The sequence below is a fragment of the Gilliamella sp. Gris1-4 genome (assembly GCF_001690335.1).
Classification (GTDB): Bacteria; Pseudomonadota; Gammaproteobacteria; order Enterobacterales; family Orbaceae; genus Gilliamella; species Gilliamella apicola_P.
In genome coordinates this window covers 1-16,924 of record NZ_LZHA01000090.1, presented here as the reverse complement: position 1 = coordinate 16,924, position 16,924 = coordinate 1, and the positions used below count along the sequence as shown (strand labels likewise).

13 protein-coding genes are annotated in these 16,924 nt (G+C 35.7%); 7 read left to right on the top strand and 6 right to left on the bottom strand.

The annotated features are described in order from the left end of the window. Positions 1-940: 940 nt before the first annotated feature. Complete coding sequence (locus A9G31_RS11285; RefSeq protein WP_065561709.1) at positions 941-1,519, top strand: hypothetical protein; 579 nt, start codon at positions 941-943, stop codon at positions 1,517-1,519. 289 nt (positions 1,520-1,808) lie between these two features. On the opposite strand, the gene A9G31_RS11280 is transcribed toward A9G31_RS11285, so the two are convergent. The 3 genes from A9G31_RS11280 to sohB all read right to left on the bottom strand — a co-directional run bounded on the left by A9G31_RS11280 (position 1,809) and on the right by sohB (position 6,493). Next, the gene (locus tag A9G31_RS11280; protein ID WP_065561708.1) at positions 1,809-3,401 is read right to left on the bottom strand and encodes a bifunctional aspartate transaminase/aspartate 4-decarboxylase; all 1,593 of its coding nucleotides are present in this window, start codon (positions 3,399-3,401) and stop codon (positions 1,809-1,811) included. A 29-nt stretch (positions 3,402-3,430) separates the two neighbouring features. Then, positions 3,431-5,131 (bottom strand): aspartate-alanine antiporter, encoded by a 1,701-nt coding sequence (gene aspT, locus A9G31_RS11275; protein ID WP_065561707.1) that lies wholly within the window; start codon positions 5,129-5,131, stop codon positions 3,431-3,433. Between the two features lie 246 nt (positions 5,132-5,377). Next, entirely contained in the window at positions 5,378-6,493 is a 1,116-nt protein-coding gene (gene sohB / locus A9G31_RS11270) for a protease SohB (RefSeq protein WP_034912717.1), read from the bottom strand. Positions 6,494-6,660: 167 nt separating this feature from the next. On the opposite strand from sohB, the gene A9G31_RS11265 reads away from it, so the two are divergent. Then, positions 6,661-8,361: a formate--tetrahydrofolate ligase gene (locus tag A9G31_RS11265; protein ID WP_218056467.1), complete on the top strand. Its 1,701-nt coding sequence runs from the start codon at positions 6,661-6,663 to the stop codon at positions 8,359-8,361. Continuing rightward, on the top strand, positions 8,361-8,777 hold the full coding sequence (locus A9G31_RS11260) for an RnfABCDGE type electron transport complex subunit B (protein WP_051634234.1): 417 nt from the start codon (positions 8,361-8,363) through the stop codon (positions 8,775-8,777). The genes A9G31_RS11265 and A9G31_RS11260 overlap by 1 nt, the downstream gene beginning before the upstream one ends. Positions 8,778-8,811: 34 nt before the next feature. Here the strand turns inward: A9G31_RS11260 and typA are convergent, their stop codons facing one another. Next, positions 8,812-10,638 carry a ribosome-dependent GTPase TypA gene (gene typA, locus A9G31_RS11255; RefSeq protein WP_065561705.1) on the bottom strand — a complete coding sequence of 609 codons (1,827 nt, stop codon included), beginning with the start codon at positions 10,636-10,638 and terminating at the stop codon, positions 8,812-8,814. A gap of 164 nt (positions 10,639-10,802) precedes the next feature. After that, positions 10,803-11,336 carry a menaquinone-dependent protoporphyrinogen IX dehydrogenase gene (gene hemG / locus A9G31_RS11250; RefSeq protein ID WP_218056466.1) on the bottom strand — a complete coding sequence of 178 codons (534 nt, stop codon included), beginning with the start codon at positions 11,334-11,336 and terminating at the stop codon, positions 10,803-10,805. Positions 11,337-11,475: 139 nt separating this feature from the next. Between hemG and glmU the strand changes: the two genes are divergently transcribed. Further along, positions 11,476-12,861, top strand: coding sequence for a bifunctional UDP-N-acetylglucosamine diphosphorylase/glucosamine-1-phosphate N-acetyltransferase GlmU (gene glmU, locus A9G31_RS11675; protein WP_141671456.1), 1,386 nt, complete (start codon positions 11,476-11,478; stop codon positions 12,859-12,861). Between the two features lie 3 nt (positions 12,862-12,864). Then, positions 12,865-14,697 carry a glutamine--fructose-6-phosphate transaminase (isomerizing) gene (gene glmS, locus A9G31_RS11670; protein ID WP_065561704.1) on the top strand — a complete coding sequence of 611 codons (1,833 nt, stop codon included), beginning with the start codon at positions 12,865-12,867 and terminating at the stop codon, positions 14,695-14,697. Between the two features lie 116 nt (positions 14,698-14,813). On the opposite strand, the gene A9G31_RS11235 is transcribed toward glmS, so the two are convergent. Next, positions 14,814-15,413, bottom strand: coding sequence for a DDE-type integrase/transposase/recombinase (locus A9G31_RS11235; protein WP_218056465.1), 600 nt, complete (start codon positions 15,411-15,413; stop codon positions 14,814-14,816). 352 nt (positions 15,414-15,765) lie between these two features. Here A9G31_RS11235 and A9G31_RS11230 point away from each other — a divergent pair, with 352 nt between their 5' ends. Both A9G31_RS11230 and A9G31_RS11225 read left to right on the top strand, forming a co-directional pair. Then, positions 15,766-16,638 carry an AAA family ATPase gene (locus A9G31_RS11230; RefSeq protein WP_065561703.1) on the top strand — a complete coding sequence of 291 codons (873 nt, stop codon included), beginning with the start codon at positions 15,766-15,768 and terminating at the stop codon, positions 16,636-16,638. A gap of 77 nt (positions 16,639-16,715) precedes the next feature. Next, positions 16,716-16,924: transposase (locus A9G31_RS11225; protein WP_141671360.1), on the top strand; the 209-nt coding region annotated here is incomplete at its 3' end.

Here is a 16,924-nt window from a genome sequence, read left to right as displayed (position 1 = left end):
TGATGAAAATAACTGTGGCGACCTACTTTGGCTACCGTGCGAATCAATAAGATTTAGGGCATAGGTTTGGCAGGCCAGATGCCAGATGCCAGATGCCAACCATGGTAATGCATTTTTATTTCCTTGCCAAATAATTTCTTGTTTTTTATCAATTTCTCTATCCGTTTGCTTTATTTTTGAACGATTTCCTGCTTGAATAAGCTCAAAAATTATAACTTGATGATAAATAATCCGCCACTTTTTTTGTTGGTTTATTGTAAAGATTTGTTAGCGGGCAAGTTTGGGGTTTGTTTTGTTTGGGTGCAGTGGTTTCGGACGTTTTGACTTTTGGTGAACAAAATAGCTGTTGTGAACACGTCCGAGCCAAGGGAATTTAAAGCGAATTCCCTTAGCAATCCCACGCTTTGGCTACAGAATGTGGCCTTCGGCTACGCTACTTGTATCATCCTGATACTCGCCTCTACGAGGCCATCTTCGCTATGCTCTGATGTTCAAATTTGTTCCAGTCAAATTTGTCTATTTGTCTGACGCCGAAACAAGACAAACAACATAGCCATCTTTTTTGGGAAGATATTATGTTTTTATAATTATTTGGTTGATTTTATTTAATTTTAAATTTTCGTTAAAAAAAAGGTTTAGAGCGGTTAATTTGCTGTTATTAGGGCGCTGTTCGTGGTTTTGTTGATTTGTTTTAGTCGGCGCTTTGCTTAGGTTGTGTAAGTGATTGATTTAGCTTGAAAACAGCAAAATAAAAACTTTAATAAAATCAATAGTCTACCGGAGCGATTTTTATCTAAATTTATTTTTAAATAATAATTTAATATATTATTTTTATTGGATAGCTATAAGTATAGTTTATTTTAATAAGTAATGTATCTTAAATTTATAGTCGATTTAATTTATAGTAGTATGCTCTTAAAACACATAGGAATAAACAATAATGAATAATCTATTGAAATTAGTAACCGCTGTATCTTTATTTTTTACAGCAACCACATTTGCTGCCCCAAATACAGAAGAAGTCTCTATATTTAAAAAACAGCATGAAGTTTTAAATGATGGTATTGAATATTTAACTTACTCAGCCGATATTGATGATGGTCGTTTTGTTATTATTATTGATGAAAATAAAGAAGCTAAACAAGCTGTTACAAGGTATATTGTTGGTAAAAAAGTATATCGATTACTTGCTGTTAATTATTGTGTTGCGGAAACCGATTTATGTGGTGATATCACTACTTTTTTAAAACCGTTAGAAGTATTGGCTGATAATTTATATGGAGCTGAAGCAGCTAAAGAATTAGTTTGGCGTATCACTTATGTTAAAAATGATGAAATAGTTTCAACTGATCGATTAGTTCCAATTCCAGAATTAGGTGATTTAAAAGACTTTGTTGGTGTTTATAGCGATTATGAAGATGAAAATGACATGAGTGTTTCATATGATGAAAATAGTAATACAGAACAATACATGCCACATATGTTAGGTTGGGGTTATGGTCCTAAAGTTAATCCATAAGAACAGCAAATAATTTGTTGTTGCTATTATAATGACTAAAATACTAAGTCGCCTAAGCATTAACCAAGTTGCCCTCTTGGACAACAATTCTTTATTTAGGAAACGACTTCTTTTCCTTAAAGAGCATCAATTTAAAATCAAATAAAATCAATTTTTTAAACGGTATTTTATGAAAGGTTATTTGCTTTAATAATAAGTAACTAGATGGGTGTTATTTTTATTGGGTAAATAAAAACCCTAGCTTAGCTAGGGTTTTTTGATTAGGTTTGTTAGTCTAACTGTTTAACTATTAATTCTTCGCTTTATATTCAGCATAATATTCTTCTGCTAATTTACGCATTGATAATCCAATTGCGGCATATTGATATTCATTTAAGTTTGCTAACGATGCTCGAGCAGAAGGATGTTGTACAGCAAATCCCTTACCCGGTAGTAGTACAACACCTGCTTCATCAGCAATTCTGAATAACATTTCAGATGGATTTTTATTTTTTAGGATCCATTTAGCAAATTTATCGTCATATAATTCTCGGCAAATATGTTCAAGATCCACTAGAGTGTAATAATCTACACTGTTTTCATCGGTTTGATGTTTAAGACCTAAATGTTGATAAAGTGATGCTGCGCGGCGTCGAATTAGCGATTTTAATGCTGTTTTATAGCTTTGATCACTATCCATCATTTCACATAATGCAAATAATACCATTTGTACTTGCTGTGGTGTTGATAGTCCAGCAGTATGGTTTAATGCAACCGCACGACTATCGGCTACTAAGCGGTCTATAAATTTTAGATTTTCAGGGTCAGTAACAATTGAGCTATATCGTTTATTTAAGATCTGTTTGGTTTTGCTTGGTAACGCTTTAATGGCTTTATCTATTACATTATCATGTGCTGTTGCAATAACACCTAAACGCCAACCTGTAGCACCAAAATATTTAGAGAATGAATAAACTAAAATAGTATTTTGAGGGCAAATTGCAAATAAAGATTGGAAATCATCGGCAAATGTTCCATAAACGTCATCAGTCAAAATGATCAATTCAGGGCGTTTTTTAACAATCTCAGCAATGATTTTTAAACTTTTATCATCAATTTTAACTGATGGTGGATTTGAAGGATTAACAACAAAAAAGGCTTTAATTGCTGGATCTTCTAATTTACGCAATTCTGACTCAGGATACTGCCAATTTGAGTTAGGATCAGAATTGATTAATACCTCAACTAATTGGTAATCATTAAGTTCAGGAATTTCGAGATAAGGCGTGAATATAGGTGCGCCAATGGCAATTTTGTCACCTTTTTGGATTAATCCATTTTCTTTCATTGAGTTAAAAATATAAGCCATGGCAGCTGTGCCACCTTCAACAGCAAATAAATCTATATCATTACGATCCAGATATTGAGCACCCATTTGTTGTAAAACATATGCTTTAACCACATCTTCACTAAAATGTAGCATTCTATCTGGTACTGGATAATTACATCCTAAAATACCTTCTACCATTTCTTGTAAAAAGGCGTTTTCGTCAAGCCCTAGTTGATCACGAATATAAGAAAATGCCTTACCTAAAAAGGCAACACCAGGAGTGTTGTAATTTTGGCAAATAAAATGTTCAAAGCGTCCTGTTAGTCCTGCTTTAATTGGCATGCCACCAATACCTTCATTTAAATATGAAAATGACATTTCGGATTCTTGGGTTGCAAATACACCTAATTGGAAAAAAGCTTGGCGAGGCCAAGTAGCAAGAAAGTTGGGATTGCCTCTACCTGCATTTAACATTACGCGATCGGTATGACTTTGTGCCAGTTTAATTAAGTTATCTTTTAATTCAAAAGGACTTAAATTAGCATATTGACTGTATTCTGTTTTGTTTTTCATACATTTGTATCCTTAATTTGATGGATCAATTAAACAAAAGCAACAACTAATGGTCCTAATAAAGTTAGGAAAACATTAGCTAAAGCATAAGTAATGGCAAAAGAGTTGGTTGGTGTTGAGTTACCGGCTTTATTTAGCACTTCACCAAAAGCAGGATTAGCACTACGCGAACCCGCTAAAGCACCAGCAAACACCGCTACATTTTTATAGCCTAGTACATATTTACCAAAATAAATGGCAAGTAACATTGGCAATAAAGTAACAACAACACCAATTAAAAATAGGAATAAACCTTGTTCTTTAATAGTATTAATCGCTTGAAGACCAGAACTTAAACCAACAACCGCCACAAAACCTGCCAAGCCAAAATCTTTTAAAAGTTGCACAGCACCAGTTGGTATGTTACCGATAGTTTGATGAACAGAGCGATACCAGCCAAATAATAATCCTGATAAAAGCGCACCACCACCAGCTCCTAATGTAATAGGAATATCGCTAACACGTATAACGATTAAACCAATAATAAGACCTACAACAAGCCCTAAACCATGAAATATCCAGTCAGTTTTTTCACTTTTAGTGATTGGAGCACCAATTTTATCCACAACACGACGAAGATCACCATCAGCACCATAAATAGTAATAACATCACCAAGTTTTAAATTAATATCGTTATTAAGTGGAAGGGATTGTCCATCACGATGAATAGCCAAAAGGTATATTCCATGTTTTAATTTCATAACTTCGTCAGATTGAAGTACTTGAGTAAGATTTTGATCCACATAACGGCTATTACGCATTTCAACATCTAGTTTGTTCATCACTACATCCATACCTGATGCTGAATTTACTTCGCTACCAAGTAGATCTTGTGCTTTAATCATAGCGTCACGATGACCCACAACCAGAATGATATCTTTTGACTTTAATACTGTTTCAGGGGTTGCTTCTATTATTTTATTGCCACGTTTAATACGTTCAATACTGATACCATTTACAGCTTGTTCAATATGGGAAACAGTTTGGTTGATTTTATTGGTAATACGATACAAACGACCACTAATATCAGATAAAGCTAAATTTTGATCATTGCCCAATAAGAGCGAACCATGAAGCTGTTCTGCTTGTGCTTTAATTGCATCATCGCCAATATCTCTACCCATTATTTTTGGTAGAATATTGACACACACTATAATGGCACCTAGTGAACCAAATATATAAGTGACTGCATAACCAATAGTGACATTAGCTTGCATTTTACTTAATTCTTCAGCACTTAATCCAAGCTGACTTAATGCATCAGAGGCTGTGCCCATAATGGCTGATTGGGTCAATCCTCCTGCAGCTAAACCAGCAGCAAGGCCTTTGTCTAAATTGAATATTTTAGCTAAAATTACAACAGTCACAAAGCTTGCGACAGCAATAAATAATGCTAAGAATATTTCGCGTAATGTTTTCACACCTAATGAACGGAAAAACTGAGGACCACTTTCATAACCCACAGCATAAATAAATAGTGCAAAGAGAATCGACTTAACCCCAGCATCAATAGTAACGCCAAAAACACTTAAAGCAACAGCGACAAGTAACGAACCGGCAACACCACCGAGTTGGAATTTACCCATTCGAATGCCACCAATTAAATACCCTAAACTTAACGATAAAAATAATAGAATTTCTGGGGAGTGTTTAAGTCCATCTAAAACCCAATTTGAAAGCCATTGAAACATATTAATTGTCCTCAAGGAGAAACATAAAGAAATGTAATTAAAGGAAAGAGTTTATCCATTAATTTTTATGGATTGCTTATATATTAAACCTATTTAGAATAATGGATATTCAGTTTTGGCAATTAATGCTATCGTTAAAAATTAATTAGTTGCTGATAAACTTTTACGTCAAAAGTGAGCTTAATTTATGATTTTTGAATTTTAGGTCTAAGAGGATATAAGTATTTGCTAAATAAAAAAGGGCTATTACAGCCCGTTTTCTTGTCTGAAAAACAATCTTTCTACACTTTTCATCACGTTCTTCGAAATTCTTTCCGATAGCTTTTGCCTACGTTGATAGCAGACTGAGATAATTTTATGTGTTTCTAAGTGAGATAAAATAAAGTCATCACTCGTACTGATTTCGTCAACTAAGCCTTTATTTTTAGCTTGAGTTGCAAACCAGTGTTCGCCTGTTGCAACTTGTTCGATATCAACATTTGGGCGATACTCTTTAACAAAGTCTTTAAATAAAAGATGAGTTTCTTCTAATTCTTGTTTGAATTTTTGACGTCCTTCTTCGGTATTTTCACCAAACATCGTCAATGTACGCTTATACGCACCTGCCGTTTGTAATTCAATATCTACATCATGTTTTTTGAGTAAGCGGTTAAAATTAGGGATCTGCGCAACCACACCAATTGAACCCACAATTGCAAATGGTGCTGCCACAATTTTGTTAGCGGTACAAGCCATCATATATCCCCCACTTGCCGCAACTTTATCAACCACTACAGTGAAAGGTATATCACGCTGTCTAAACCGTAATAATTGCGATGCAGCAAGACCATAACCGTGAACCACGCCACCTGGGCTTTCAAGCTTAATGACAACTTTATCTTCAGGCTTAATAACAGCTAATACAGCAGTGATCTCTTGGCGTAATTCTTCAACTTCGTGTGCGTTCATGCTGCCATTGAAAGATAATACAAATAATTTAGGTTTAACTTGTTGGTTTGTATTACTTTCTACTGGTTTCGCTACATTATCTGAATCTGACGAAGTTTGTTCGGCAGATTTTTCTTGATTTTTAGCTTGTTTCTTTTTTTGTTTAGCTGCTAATTTCGCTTGCTTTCTCTCATTTTTTTTCTGTTTTTTAAGATCTTTCATAAACAGCTTAGCTTCTAACTCGTCCATGCTTGACATTAACATGTCGTCTTTAACTTGTTCATATTCTTGGCTAATATCTTTAACCGATAACCGCCCTGCCACCGTTGCTGATTTACGGCGTTGGCTTAATATAAAAACAAGTACAGCTAAAATTGCTATAACAACTGTTGCTGTTTCAGCTAAAAAAAGTGAATACTCAGAAAACCAATTCATTTAATTATTATCCTTTAATGAAATATATGTTGATTGAATAGATTTAGTAATTATAACAAGATAATTGTGAATTGTGCCGAAAAACGATAAAGATAAAATTGTCGCTTTATTCGGCAAATCAAATTATTTATACTGATAACCCAAATTACTGTTAGATGAGAATTAATATGCCATTACATCCAATTACCGAAATAGCTAAACAATGCAACATTCCAGAAGAATTTGTCCTGCCTTACGGCAAGCATGTGGCAAAAGTTGATCTATCCATTCTTAAAACCAAACCAAACAAACCTAACGGTAAATTGGTATTAGTTACTGCTATCACGCCGACGCCACTTGGTGAGGGTAAAACAGTTAATACTATCGGGCTAAGTGAGGGCTTAAATTATATTGGTAAGTCAGCAATCGCTTGTATCCGTCAACCAAGTTTAGGTCCTGTATTTGGTGTTAAAGGTGGTGCTGCTGGCGGTGGTAAAGCCGAGGTTTTGCCAATGGAAACATTAAATCTACACTTAACAGGTGACATTCATGCCATTACTGCCGCACATGATTTAGCTTCGGCTGCTTTAGATTCAAGGCTTTATCATGAAGAACGTTTAGGTGATGAATTTACTGCACAAACAGGTTTACCGCGTCTAAACATTGATGTAAATCGCATTGTGTGGAAGCGAGTGATAGATCATAACGATCGTGCGCTTCGTAAAATAACTGTCGGTGTTGGTGGTGGCGTTAATGGTGTTACACGCCAAGATGGATTTGAAATTACCGCAGCGTCAGAACTCATGGCAATTTTAGCCTTAGCTTCAGATTTACATGATATGCGTGCTCGTATTGGTCGTATTATTCTTGCTTATAATACGCAAGGCGAAGCCATTACCGCAGAACAACTTGAAGTTGCTGGCGCCATGACTGTGTTACTTAAAAATGCGATTAATCCAAACCTGATGCAAACCGTTGAAAATACACCGGTACTTATTCATGCTGGACCTTTTGCTAATATCGCTCATGGTAACTCATCTGTCATTGCCGATCGCATTGCTTTACAACTTGCTGATTATGTCGTGACTGAAGCGGGCTTTGGTTCGGATATGGGTATGGAAAAATTCTTTAATATCAAATATCGCCAAGCTGGCATTAAAGCTTCATGTGTAGTTCTTGTTGCAACAGTTCGTAGTTTAAAATCTAACAGTGGTAAATATAATATTAAACCTGGGCAAGCAATTCCAAAAGAAATTTCTGAGTCAAACGTTGAATTACTTAAAATTGGTGCTGCCAATTTAGCATGGCATATCAACAATGCCAAAAGCTATGGATTACAAGTAATTGTCGCTATTAATCGCTTTCCACACGATAGTGAAGAAGAATTAGCGTTTTTACAAAAATATGCGATTGAACACGGTGCATTTGCCTGTGAAGTGAGTGAAGTCTTTACTCAAGGCGGTAAAGGCGCTGAAAAATTAGCAAAACATGTTATTAAAGCGTGTGAAATGCCAAGTGAAATTAAATTGCCTTATCCTGATAATATGCCACTCGCAGATAAGATTCAAACCATGGTAAAAAAATATGGTGCTAACAAAGCTAATTTATCAGCCACTGCACTGGAAAACATCAAAGAGATCGAAGAATTAAAACTGGATCATTTGCCTCTTTGTATTGCTAAAACACCAATGTCAATTAGTGCCGATGCTAACTTAAAAAATGTACCAACTAATTTTGACGTTGATATCAGCCATTTGGCTATTTCAGCAGGGGCTGGCTTTATTCGTGTTTACGCTGGAAATGTGATGACCATGCCAGGGCTTGGTACTAATCCTGCTTATAGGCATATTGATATTGACAAGGATGGTAATATTGTAGGTTTAAGTTAATGCAAGAAGTGATTATGCAAACCCAAGAACAATATAAAGCATTTATTGACGAAGAAAACTGTATTGGCTGTGGCAAATGCATTCGTGTTTGCCCAACTGATGCCATTGTCGGCAGTAAGCAAGTATTACACACTATTTTGCCACAGTTATGTACCTCGTGTAGTAATTGTATTAATACCTGTCCAACAGACTGTATTACATTAAGTACCTTAGGCACTGTATTAAGTGAATCAGAAGAGTTAGCGCTAACTGAGAAAAAGCAACAGCGATTAAATCACAACCAATTGGTGCCGCCAACAATTTTGTTTCCTCGGACCACACCGATGGCAAACAAAACTAGCACATCGATCGACCGAAAACAGTCTATCGCCGATGCCATTGCTAGAGTAAAAGCAAAAAAAAACCTCGCTAAATAGCGAGGTTTTCATATTACGATAGGACTAATATTAATTAGTCTTTGTTACCACTTCTAAATGCACGTTTTCGGTCATTTTCCGTCAAATGACGTTTACGAAGACGGATAGATAACGGTGTTACTTCAACTAATTCATCATCGTCAATAAACTCTAACGCTTGTTCCAATGACATTTTAATTGGTGGTGAAAGTGTTGTTGCTTCGTCGGTACCTGATGCTCGCATATTAGTCAATTTTTTACCCGTTAAACAGTTAACAGTTAAATCGTTTGAACGAGTATGTATACCAATGATTTGCCCTTCATATACTTCAGCACCATGACCTAGGAATAACTTACCACGGTCTTGTAAACCATATAACGCATAAGCCAATGCTTTACCTGTACCGTTAGAAATCATTACGCCATTATTACGCTGACCAATTTCGCCTGGGCGAATATCATCATAATGACTAAATGTAGAATAAAGTAAACCTGTACCTGAAGTCATAGTCATAAATTCAGTTCTGAAACCGATAAGTCCACGACTTGGAATTACGTAATCTAAACGTACGCGACCTTTACCATCTGGTAACATGTTTGTTAGATCACCTTTACGTAAACCAAGGGCTTCCATTACTGAACCTTGATGCTGTTCTTCAATATCAAGCGTAACTTGTTCAAATGGTTCTTGTTTTTTACCGTCAATTTCTCTAAAAATAACCTTAGGGCGAGAAACACCTAACTCATAACCTTCACGGCGCATATTTTCAATTAGTACTGATAAATGCAATTCACCACGACCCGATACTCTAAAAGCATCTGGATCTGGAGTTTCTTCAACGCGCAACGCAACATTATGTACAAGCTCTTTATTTAAACGCTCAAGAATTTGTCGAGATGTTACATATTTACCTTCTTTACCAGCAAATGGTGAGCTATTAACATTAAAGAACATAGTTACTGTTGGTTCATCTACAGTTAATGCCGGCAGAGCTTCAACGCAACTGTTATCACAAATCGTGTCAGAGATACCGAGTTCACCAAGACCAGTTAATGCAATAATATCACCAGCTTCGGCAACTTCAGCTTCATAACGTTGCAGCCCTAAATGACCTAGCACTTGCCCTACTTTACCTGTACGTTTGTTACCTTCACTATCAACTATAGTCACTTGTTGATTTGGTTTAACACGACCACGTTTAATACGACCAATACCAATAACGCCAACATAATTATTATAATCAAGTTGAGAAATTTGCATTTGGAATGGACCATCTAAATCCACTTTTGGTGGTTCAACATGTTTAACAATCGCTTCAAATAGTGGCGTCATATCTTCAGCCATATTTTCATGATCTAAGCCCGCAATACCCATTAATGCAGAAGCATAAACAATAGGGAAATCTAGCTGTTCATCAGTAGCTCCTAAATTAACAAACAGATCAAACACTTGGTCAACCACCCAATCAGGGCGAGCTCCTGGTCGGTCTACTTTATTGATAACCACAATCGGTTTTAAACCATAAGCAAATGCTTTTTGCGTTACAAAACGTGTTTGAGGCATTGGTCCATCCATTGCATCAACGAGCAATAATACAGAATCAACCATAGACATAACACGTTCAACTTCACCACCAAAATCAGCATGTCCTGGGGTATCAACGATATTAATTCGGTAACCATTCCAATCAATAGCGGTATTTTTAGCTAAAATGGTAATACCACGCTCTTTTTCGAGCGCATTAGAGTCCATGATGCGTTCGTTATCGTCACCACGTAGATTATCTAGCGTACCTGACTGTTTTAATAACTTATCAACCAATGTTGTTTTACCATGGTCAACGTGAGCAATAATGGCAATATTTCTTAAATTTTCAATCACAATTAAAATTCCAATTAGGAGACAGATTCTATAGGCGCAGTATTGTACACCTTTTTAGCCGAAATGTTGATCTATATCACAAAGTTTCTTTAAAAGAAGTTGAACACTTGATATCTTTAGAAAAATATCAAGTTTTTGTAAAAAAGTTTCCGGTAACTATACGTTTAAGTATAAAACTGTTCAGCAAATTCATCTACCTTTGCCCAATCTGTATATTCAATAACCGGTTTTGTTACATCAGTGTCACCTTTCCCTAACCACATAATAAAGCGGATCATATTGCGATCAAACCAATTATATTGAGGATAATAAAGCGCGCCAGCAAAAACAGCAATAAAAGCTGGTTTCCATGCTATTTTAGCTAAAAACTTTTTGGTATATAAATTTGTTTCTGGTGTATTTTTATTGGGTTTCCTCGCAACCATATTTACCCCAAAAAATCCAGACTTTATACTATTTAACTGCTGATAATTCTTATCGATAAATACTTTCATCACTTTGCTATAAAATCCATAACGAATCGAACTTCCCAATAAGGCTGCTTGGTATTGCGTCAAATCGATTTTAGTATCAGGTAACAGTTCAATAACATCACAATCACATCGACCATTAAGTCGTGTTTTTATACGTTGCATAATCTTAAATGTCTGTTTTTCATGTGTGGTATAGAGTAATAAAACTTTTATAGCGGAATTCATAACTTGCTGCCTCTTTTGTTAAACTCTTTGGTAAATATCAATTTTACTTTTTTTATGATAAAAATTAAAAGATTGGGGATGATTTCATTAAAAATTTTGATTATAGTGTTACGCTAATTCAACCAGATCGGAACCAATTATGGCAATTTCACCACCAAAGCTAAGTGCAATTATTTTGGCGGCAGGAAAAGGCACACGGATGCATTCCAACCTACCTAAAGTTTTACATAAAATTGGCGCCAAGCCGATGTTACAACATGTGATTGATACAGTTCAACAACTTAATACAAATCGCATCAATATTGTTTATGGACATGGCAAACAACAGCTTAAAGATGCGCTTAAAGAGCAACATGTGCAACTGGTATATCAAGCTGAACAACTAGGTACTGGTCATGCTGTGCAACAAGCTATCCCTTACATTCAAGATGACGAAGATATCTTAATTTTATATGGCGACACGCCCCTTATATCGGTTCAAACACTACAAACTTTAATTGCCAGTAAACCCCAGCAAGGCATCGCTTTATTAACTGTTATTCTTGAAGATCCAACAGGTTATGGTCGAATAGAACGCAAAAATGGCAAAGTTGTTGCTATTATTGAACAAAAAGATGCTACACCAGAACAACAAAAAATCAATGAAATTAACACTGGCATAATGCTAGTTAACGGAAAATTATTGAAAAGTTGGTTACTACGTTTAACCAATAATAATGCGCAAAAAGAGTTCTACTTAACCGATATTATTGCTTTTGCTTACCAAGATGGTTATAAAATCTTAACCTCGCACCCAGTTCAACAATTTGAAGTTGAAGGTGTTAATAATCGCCTACAATTGGCAATGTTAGAAAGACAATATCAACATCTGCAAGCTCAAAATTTATTACTAGCTGGTGTAACACTGCTTGATCCAAATCGCTTTGACTTACGAGGCACACTATCGCATGGTAAAGATGTTACGATTGATTGTAATGTAATTATTGAAGGAAATGTCAAACTAGGCAATAACGTATTTATTGGTGCAGGCTGTGTCTTAAGAAATTGCTCAATTGATGACAATTCAACAATCAGTCCGTATAGCATTATTGAAGATTCAACTATCGCTAAACAGTGCACTATCGGACCTTTCGCCCGTCTACGACCTGGTTCACAGCTTGATGAACAAGCCCATGTTGGCAACTTTGTTGAATTAAAAAAAGCACATCTAGGCCAAGCAAGCAAAGCCGGACACTTAAGCTATCTTGGCGATAGCGAAATTGGTAGTAACGTCAACATAGGTGCAGGCACCATCACCTGTAATTATGACGGTGCAAATAAATTTAAAACTATTATTGAAGATGATGTGTTTGTCGGTTCTGATACGCAATTAATTGCACCTGTAAAAGTGGGTAAAGGGGCAACTATTGCAGCAGGGACAACGGTTACCAATAATGTGAATGAGAACGAATTGGTCGTAAGCCGAGTAAAACAAAAACAACTTGCTGGTTGGAAACGACCAACAAAGCTAACTAACGAGGAATAAGATATGTGTGGAATTGTAGGTGCTATCGCCAAACGTGATGTTGCTGAAATATTATTAGAAGGTTTAAAACGATTAGAATATCGTGGTTATGACTCGGCAGGACTGGCTATTATTTCATCACAAGGTGAATTACAACGCGTTCGCCGTGTTGGCAAAGTACAAGCACTTAAAGATGCCATTGAACAGCATCCACTAGAAGGATCTACAGGAATTGCTCATACTCGCTGGGCAACTCATGGTGAACCAGCTGAACACAATGCTCATCCACATGTATCTGGTTTTATTGCCGTTGTGCATAATGGAATTATCGAAAATTTTGAACCACTACGTGAAAAGCTGATCGCCAAAGGTTATCAATTTCGTTCAGAAACGGATACTGAAGTTATTGCTCACTTAATTCATAACATTATATCAACAGAAGATTGTTCCTTATTTGACGCTGTACAAAAAGCTATTCCGCAACTACGAGGGGCTTACGGTACAGTCATTATGGACACTCGCAATCCAGATATACTTGTTGCGGCACGTTCAGGCAGTCCTTTAGTTATAGGTTGTGGTGTAGGTGAGAACTTTATCGCATCCGATCAATTAGCACTATTACCCGTCACTCGCCAATTTATCTATTTGGAAGAAGGTGATATCGCACTTATCACTCACCGAAAAGTAACAATCTTAGACAAAAATCATCAAGAAGTAGCAAGACCATGTTTAGAATCTGATGCAAAGTATGATGCGGGTAGTAAAGCAGGCTACAGCCATTACATGCAAAAAGAGATCTACGAACAACCTAATGCAATAAAAAATACGCTTGAAGGCCGCATGGTACATGGTAAAGTTGATTTGTCCGAACTTGGTGATGAAGCCAAAGCCATCCTTAAACAGGTTGAGCATGTTCAAATTGTTGCCTGTGGTACTGCTTATAATGCAGGTATGGTTGCACGTTATTGGTTTGAAGCTTTAGCAGGAATTCCTTGTGATGTCGAGATTGCATCAGAATTCCGTTATCGAAATCCAGCTCGTCGCAAAAATAGCTTATTTATCACCCTTTCACAATCTGGGGAAACGGCTGACACACTCGCTGCATTGCGATTAGCCAAAGAAAATAATTACCTAAGCACCCTTGCTATCTGTAATGTGGCAGCCTCAACACTCGTGCGCGAAGCAGATTTAGTTCTATTAACCAAGGCGGGGGTTGAAATCGGTGTTGCGTCAACTAAAGCCTTTACCACACAATTAACGGTTTTATTGCTACTAGTTGCTAAATTAGGACGCATAAATAATATTGCTGAAAGTACTGAGCAGGCTATTGTGCATGCACTACAAGTCCTACCAAACCGCATTGAACAGGTGCTAACAGCAGAACCTCAAATAAAAAAACTAGCTAGTCATTTTGTGGATAAACATCATGCGCTATTCTTAGGTCGAGGTGATGAGTATCCAATCGCTATGGAAGCTTCGCTAAAGCTCAAAGAAATATCTTATATTCACGCTGAAGCCTATGCTGCTGGTGAACTCAAACATGGTCCACTTGCATTAATTGATGCTGATATGCCAGTGATTGTTATGGCACCAACCAACGAAATGCTAGAAAAATTAAAATCTAATATAGAAGAAGTTCGAGCGCGTGGCGGTCAACTGTATGTTTTTGCCCAAGAAGATTCGGAATTTGTTAGTGATGACACCATGCACATTATAAACCTACCCCATATTGAAGAACTTACTGCACCAATATATTACACAGTACCTACACAACTACTTGCGTATCATGTTGCTTTGATCAAAGGAACCGATGTCGATCAGCCTCGTAATTTAGCAAAATCGGTTACCGTGGAGTAAATTTGGCTGGATTAAATGTGAAAACCTATAATTGGTTTTGATATAAGATACCAAAACCAATTAGTTATATGTAGGAAAACGCTGAGTTGTTTACACTTCATGGTTAAAATAATCTTCTAAAAACTCATAAGGCGTTTTCCCTGAAATCGCTTTATGCGGTTTAACGGTATTATAAAAATTAATAAAGCGTTTAAGTTTTTATTTTCTATCTTTTGAATCGCTAAATATTTGCTGATTATGCCATATCTCAATTTAAAGTTAGTATCACTCTTTTCGGTTTTTCCATTCGTTTGTGGGCAAGGCGGAGGGATGAATTTTTGATTAATACGATGGTTATTACACGTTTTAACAAATAAGTGTTCGCTGGTGCCTTGATATTCACGTCCATTATCGGAATAAACACATTCAATAGTATAAGGACATTGGGCTAACACATCGTTTTGTAAAAATTGTGCTGAGCTAAATTGGGATTTATCGGGGTAAATACCCGCATAAAGCTCACGTGAAAAATCATCAATACCGACAAATAAACATTCTCTAGTTTGCTGTTTCGTTTCATTTTTAAGTAAAGGTAAACATTTGGTATCAACGTATAGAATTTCACGCGGATAGGTTTTGTTATAGCGTTTAGCTTGCCGTCTTAATTTATCTTCAATCGATTTTTTCGACTTTAACCAGACGTTTAATTCAATAACGAATGGTTTTATAACGTTCATTCTTACTGGTTAAAGGAACAAAAAACTTCAATCGGGCTTTCTTTAGTACATTATAAATGGTAGGCTGACTAACCATAAAGCGTTTTACCAAATCAGTGACCGTTATTTTTTCTTTATGATATAAGCGCCATATCTCTTGTCTGTAATAAGGCGTTAGTTTTGTTTTTTATGTATATTCATTACAGTAGCTTCTCAAATTACTGTAAAACAACGCTTGGAATGTCTACACATTATTAATAGTTTTAGATATTATATTAAAGGAAATTAGAAAGCTTATTGTACTATTGGAGTCGTTGACTATATTATCATATTTAATCAACAGAGTGTGTATATTCAATAGGGGTAGAGTTTAATGAAACTAAAAAAAATAAAAGTGTTAGGATATCGCCAACTAAAAGATATTGAGATCGATACAGATAATGATGCTACTATTATAGCTGGTGCTAATAACTGTGGAAAAACATCATTAGTTGAGTTGTTTAACAAGGTATTTGGTAATGGAAAAATCAGTTATAACGACTTATCTATCCGTGATTGCGTAAATTGGCAAACACAAATATTTTCATTAATAATTAAGATTTTTGAAAAAACAATAAACAAAGAAGAACATCTAGCAGAAATTGATAAACTTATTTTCCCCGACTCCTTAACTGAGCAAGCCCAAATAACAAACCCTTCCATATATATTAAAATACAGATTGATTATAGCATCACAGATGATATTCGTAATTTTGCAGATTACTTAATGGATTTAAGCCCCAAAAATCAGAGTTTTTACTTTATATATGAATACTCTATTGATCGCGATTTATTTAAAAAATCTTTAGAAAATCAATATGATAAACTTTCATCTCGAGTTAGAAAATATAATAAGCATGAAGAAGATAAAGTAGAAAAAGGCAAGAGAAACAATATTAATAAAGTTTTATCACTAATTTATAAAGACTCATTAAAAGAAAAAACGTTTTACTCTGATAGCGCTTATAATAATATTCATCATCTGGATCTATCAACTTTTAAAACCCTTTTCAATTACAATAACATATTTGCTAACCGCATACTAGATGATGCAAATACAGATAAAAACAAATTACTTAGTAAAAATATGGTAGCTATTGCTAGCACAGATGAAAATTGGGATCAAAGTGTATCTGAACTACCAGATAAGATATTACAGCTTATTCAAAGTGGGAAGATTGAAGAGATTATCATTAGGGCGTGTTGATCTTTCATGATTATTTTTTAGACGGCATGATGTGAGTTATAATAATTCAGCCAAAAACAACCATAACTCGATTCATCATGCCAAGAACAATGCTAACAGATAAACGGTGGGAAAAGCTACTACAAATAATGAAAAATACCGGCCGAGTTTATAATAAATCCGAGCATCGGATGACGTTTGAAGGGATCCTTTTCCGAATGAGAACCGGTATTCCTTGGCGAGATTTGCCAGAAGAGTTTGGTGAATGGAGCACTGTCTATAGGCGATTTAATTTGTGGTCTAAAAA

What these genes read in the sequence shown, in the direction of transcription:
- A9G31_RS11285 (WP_065561709.1), top strand. Translation starts at nt 941, where the DNA reads ATGAATAATCTATTGAAATTAGTAACCGCTGTATCTTTATTTTTTACA.
- A9G31_RS11280 (WP_065561708.1), bottom strand. Translation starts at nt 3,401, where the DNA reads ATGAAAAACAAAACAGAATACAGTCAATATGCTAATTTAAGTCCTTTT.
- aspT (WP_065561707.1), bottom strand. Translation starts at nt 5,131, where the DNA reads ATGTTTCAATGGCTTTCAAATTGGGTTTTAGATGGACTTAAACACTCC.
- sohB (WP_034912717.1), bottom strand. Translation starts at nt 6,493, where the DNA reads ATGAATTGGTTTTCTGAGTATTCACTTTTTTTAGCTGAAACAGCAACA.
- A9G31_RS11265 (WP_218056467.1), top strand. Translation starts at nt 6,661, where the DNA reads ATGCCATTACATCCAATTACCGAAATAGCTAAACAATGCAACATTCCA.
- A9G31_RS11260 (WP_051634234.1), top strand. Translation starts at nt 8,361, where the DNA reads ATGCAAGAAGTGATTATGCAAACCCAAGAACAATATAAAGCATTTATT.
- hemG (WP_218056466.1), bottom strand. Translation starts at nt 11,336, where the DNA reads ATGAATTCCGCTATAAAAGTTTTATTACTCTATACCACACATGAAAAA.
- glmU (WP_141671456.1), top strand. Translation starts at nt 11,476, where the DNA reads ATGGCAATTTCACCACCAAAGCTAAGTGCAATTATTTTGGCGGCAGGA.
- glmS (WP_065561704.1), top strand. Translation starts at nt 12,865, where the DNA reads ATGTGTGGAATTGTAGGTGCTATCGCCAAACGTGATGTTGCTGAAATA.
- A9G31_RS11235 (WP_218056465.1), bottom strand. Translation starts at nt 15,413, where the DNA reads ATGAACGTTATAAAACCATTCGTTATTGAATTAAACGTCTGGTTAAAG.
- A9G31_RS11230 (WP_065561703.1), top strand. Translation starts at nt 15,766, where the DNA reads ATGAAACTAAAAAAAATAAAAGTGTTAGGATATCGCCAACTAAAAGAT.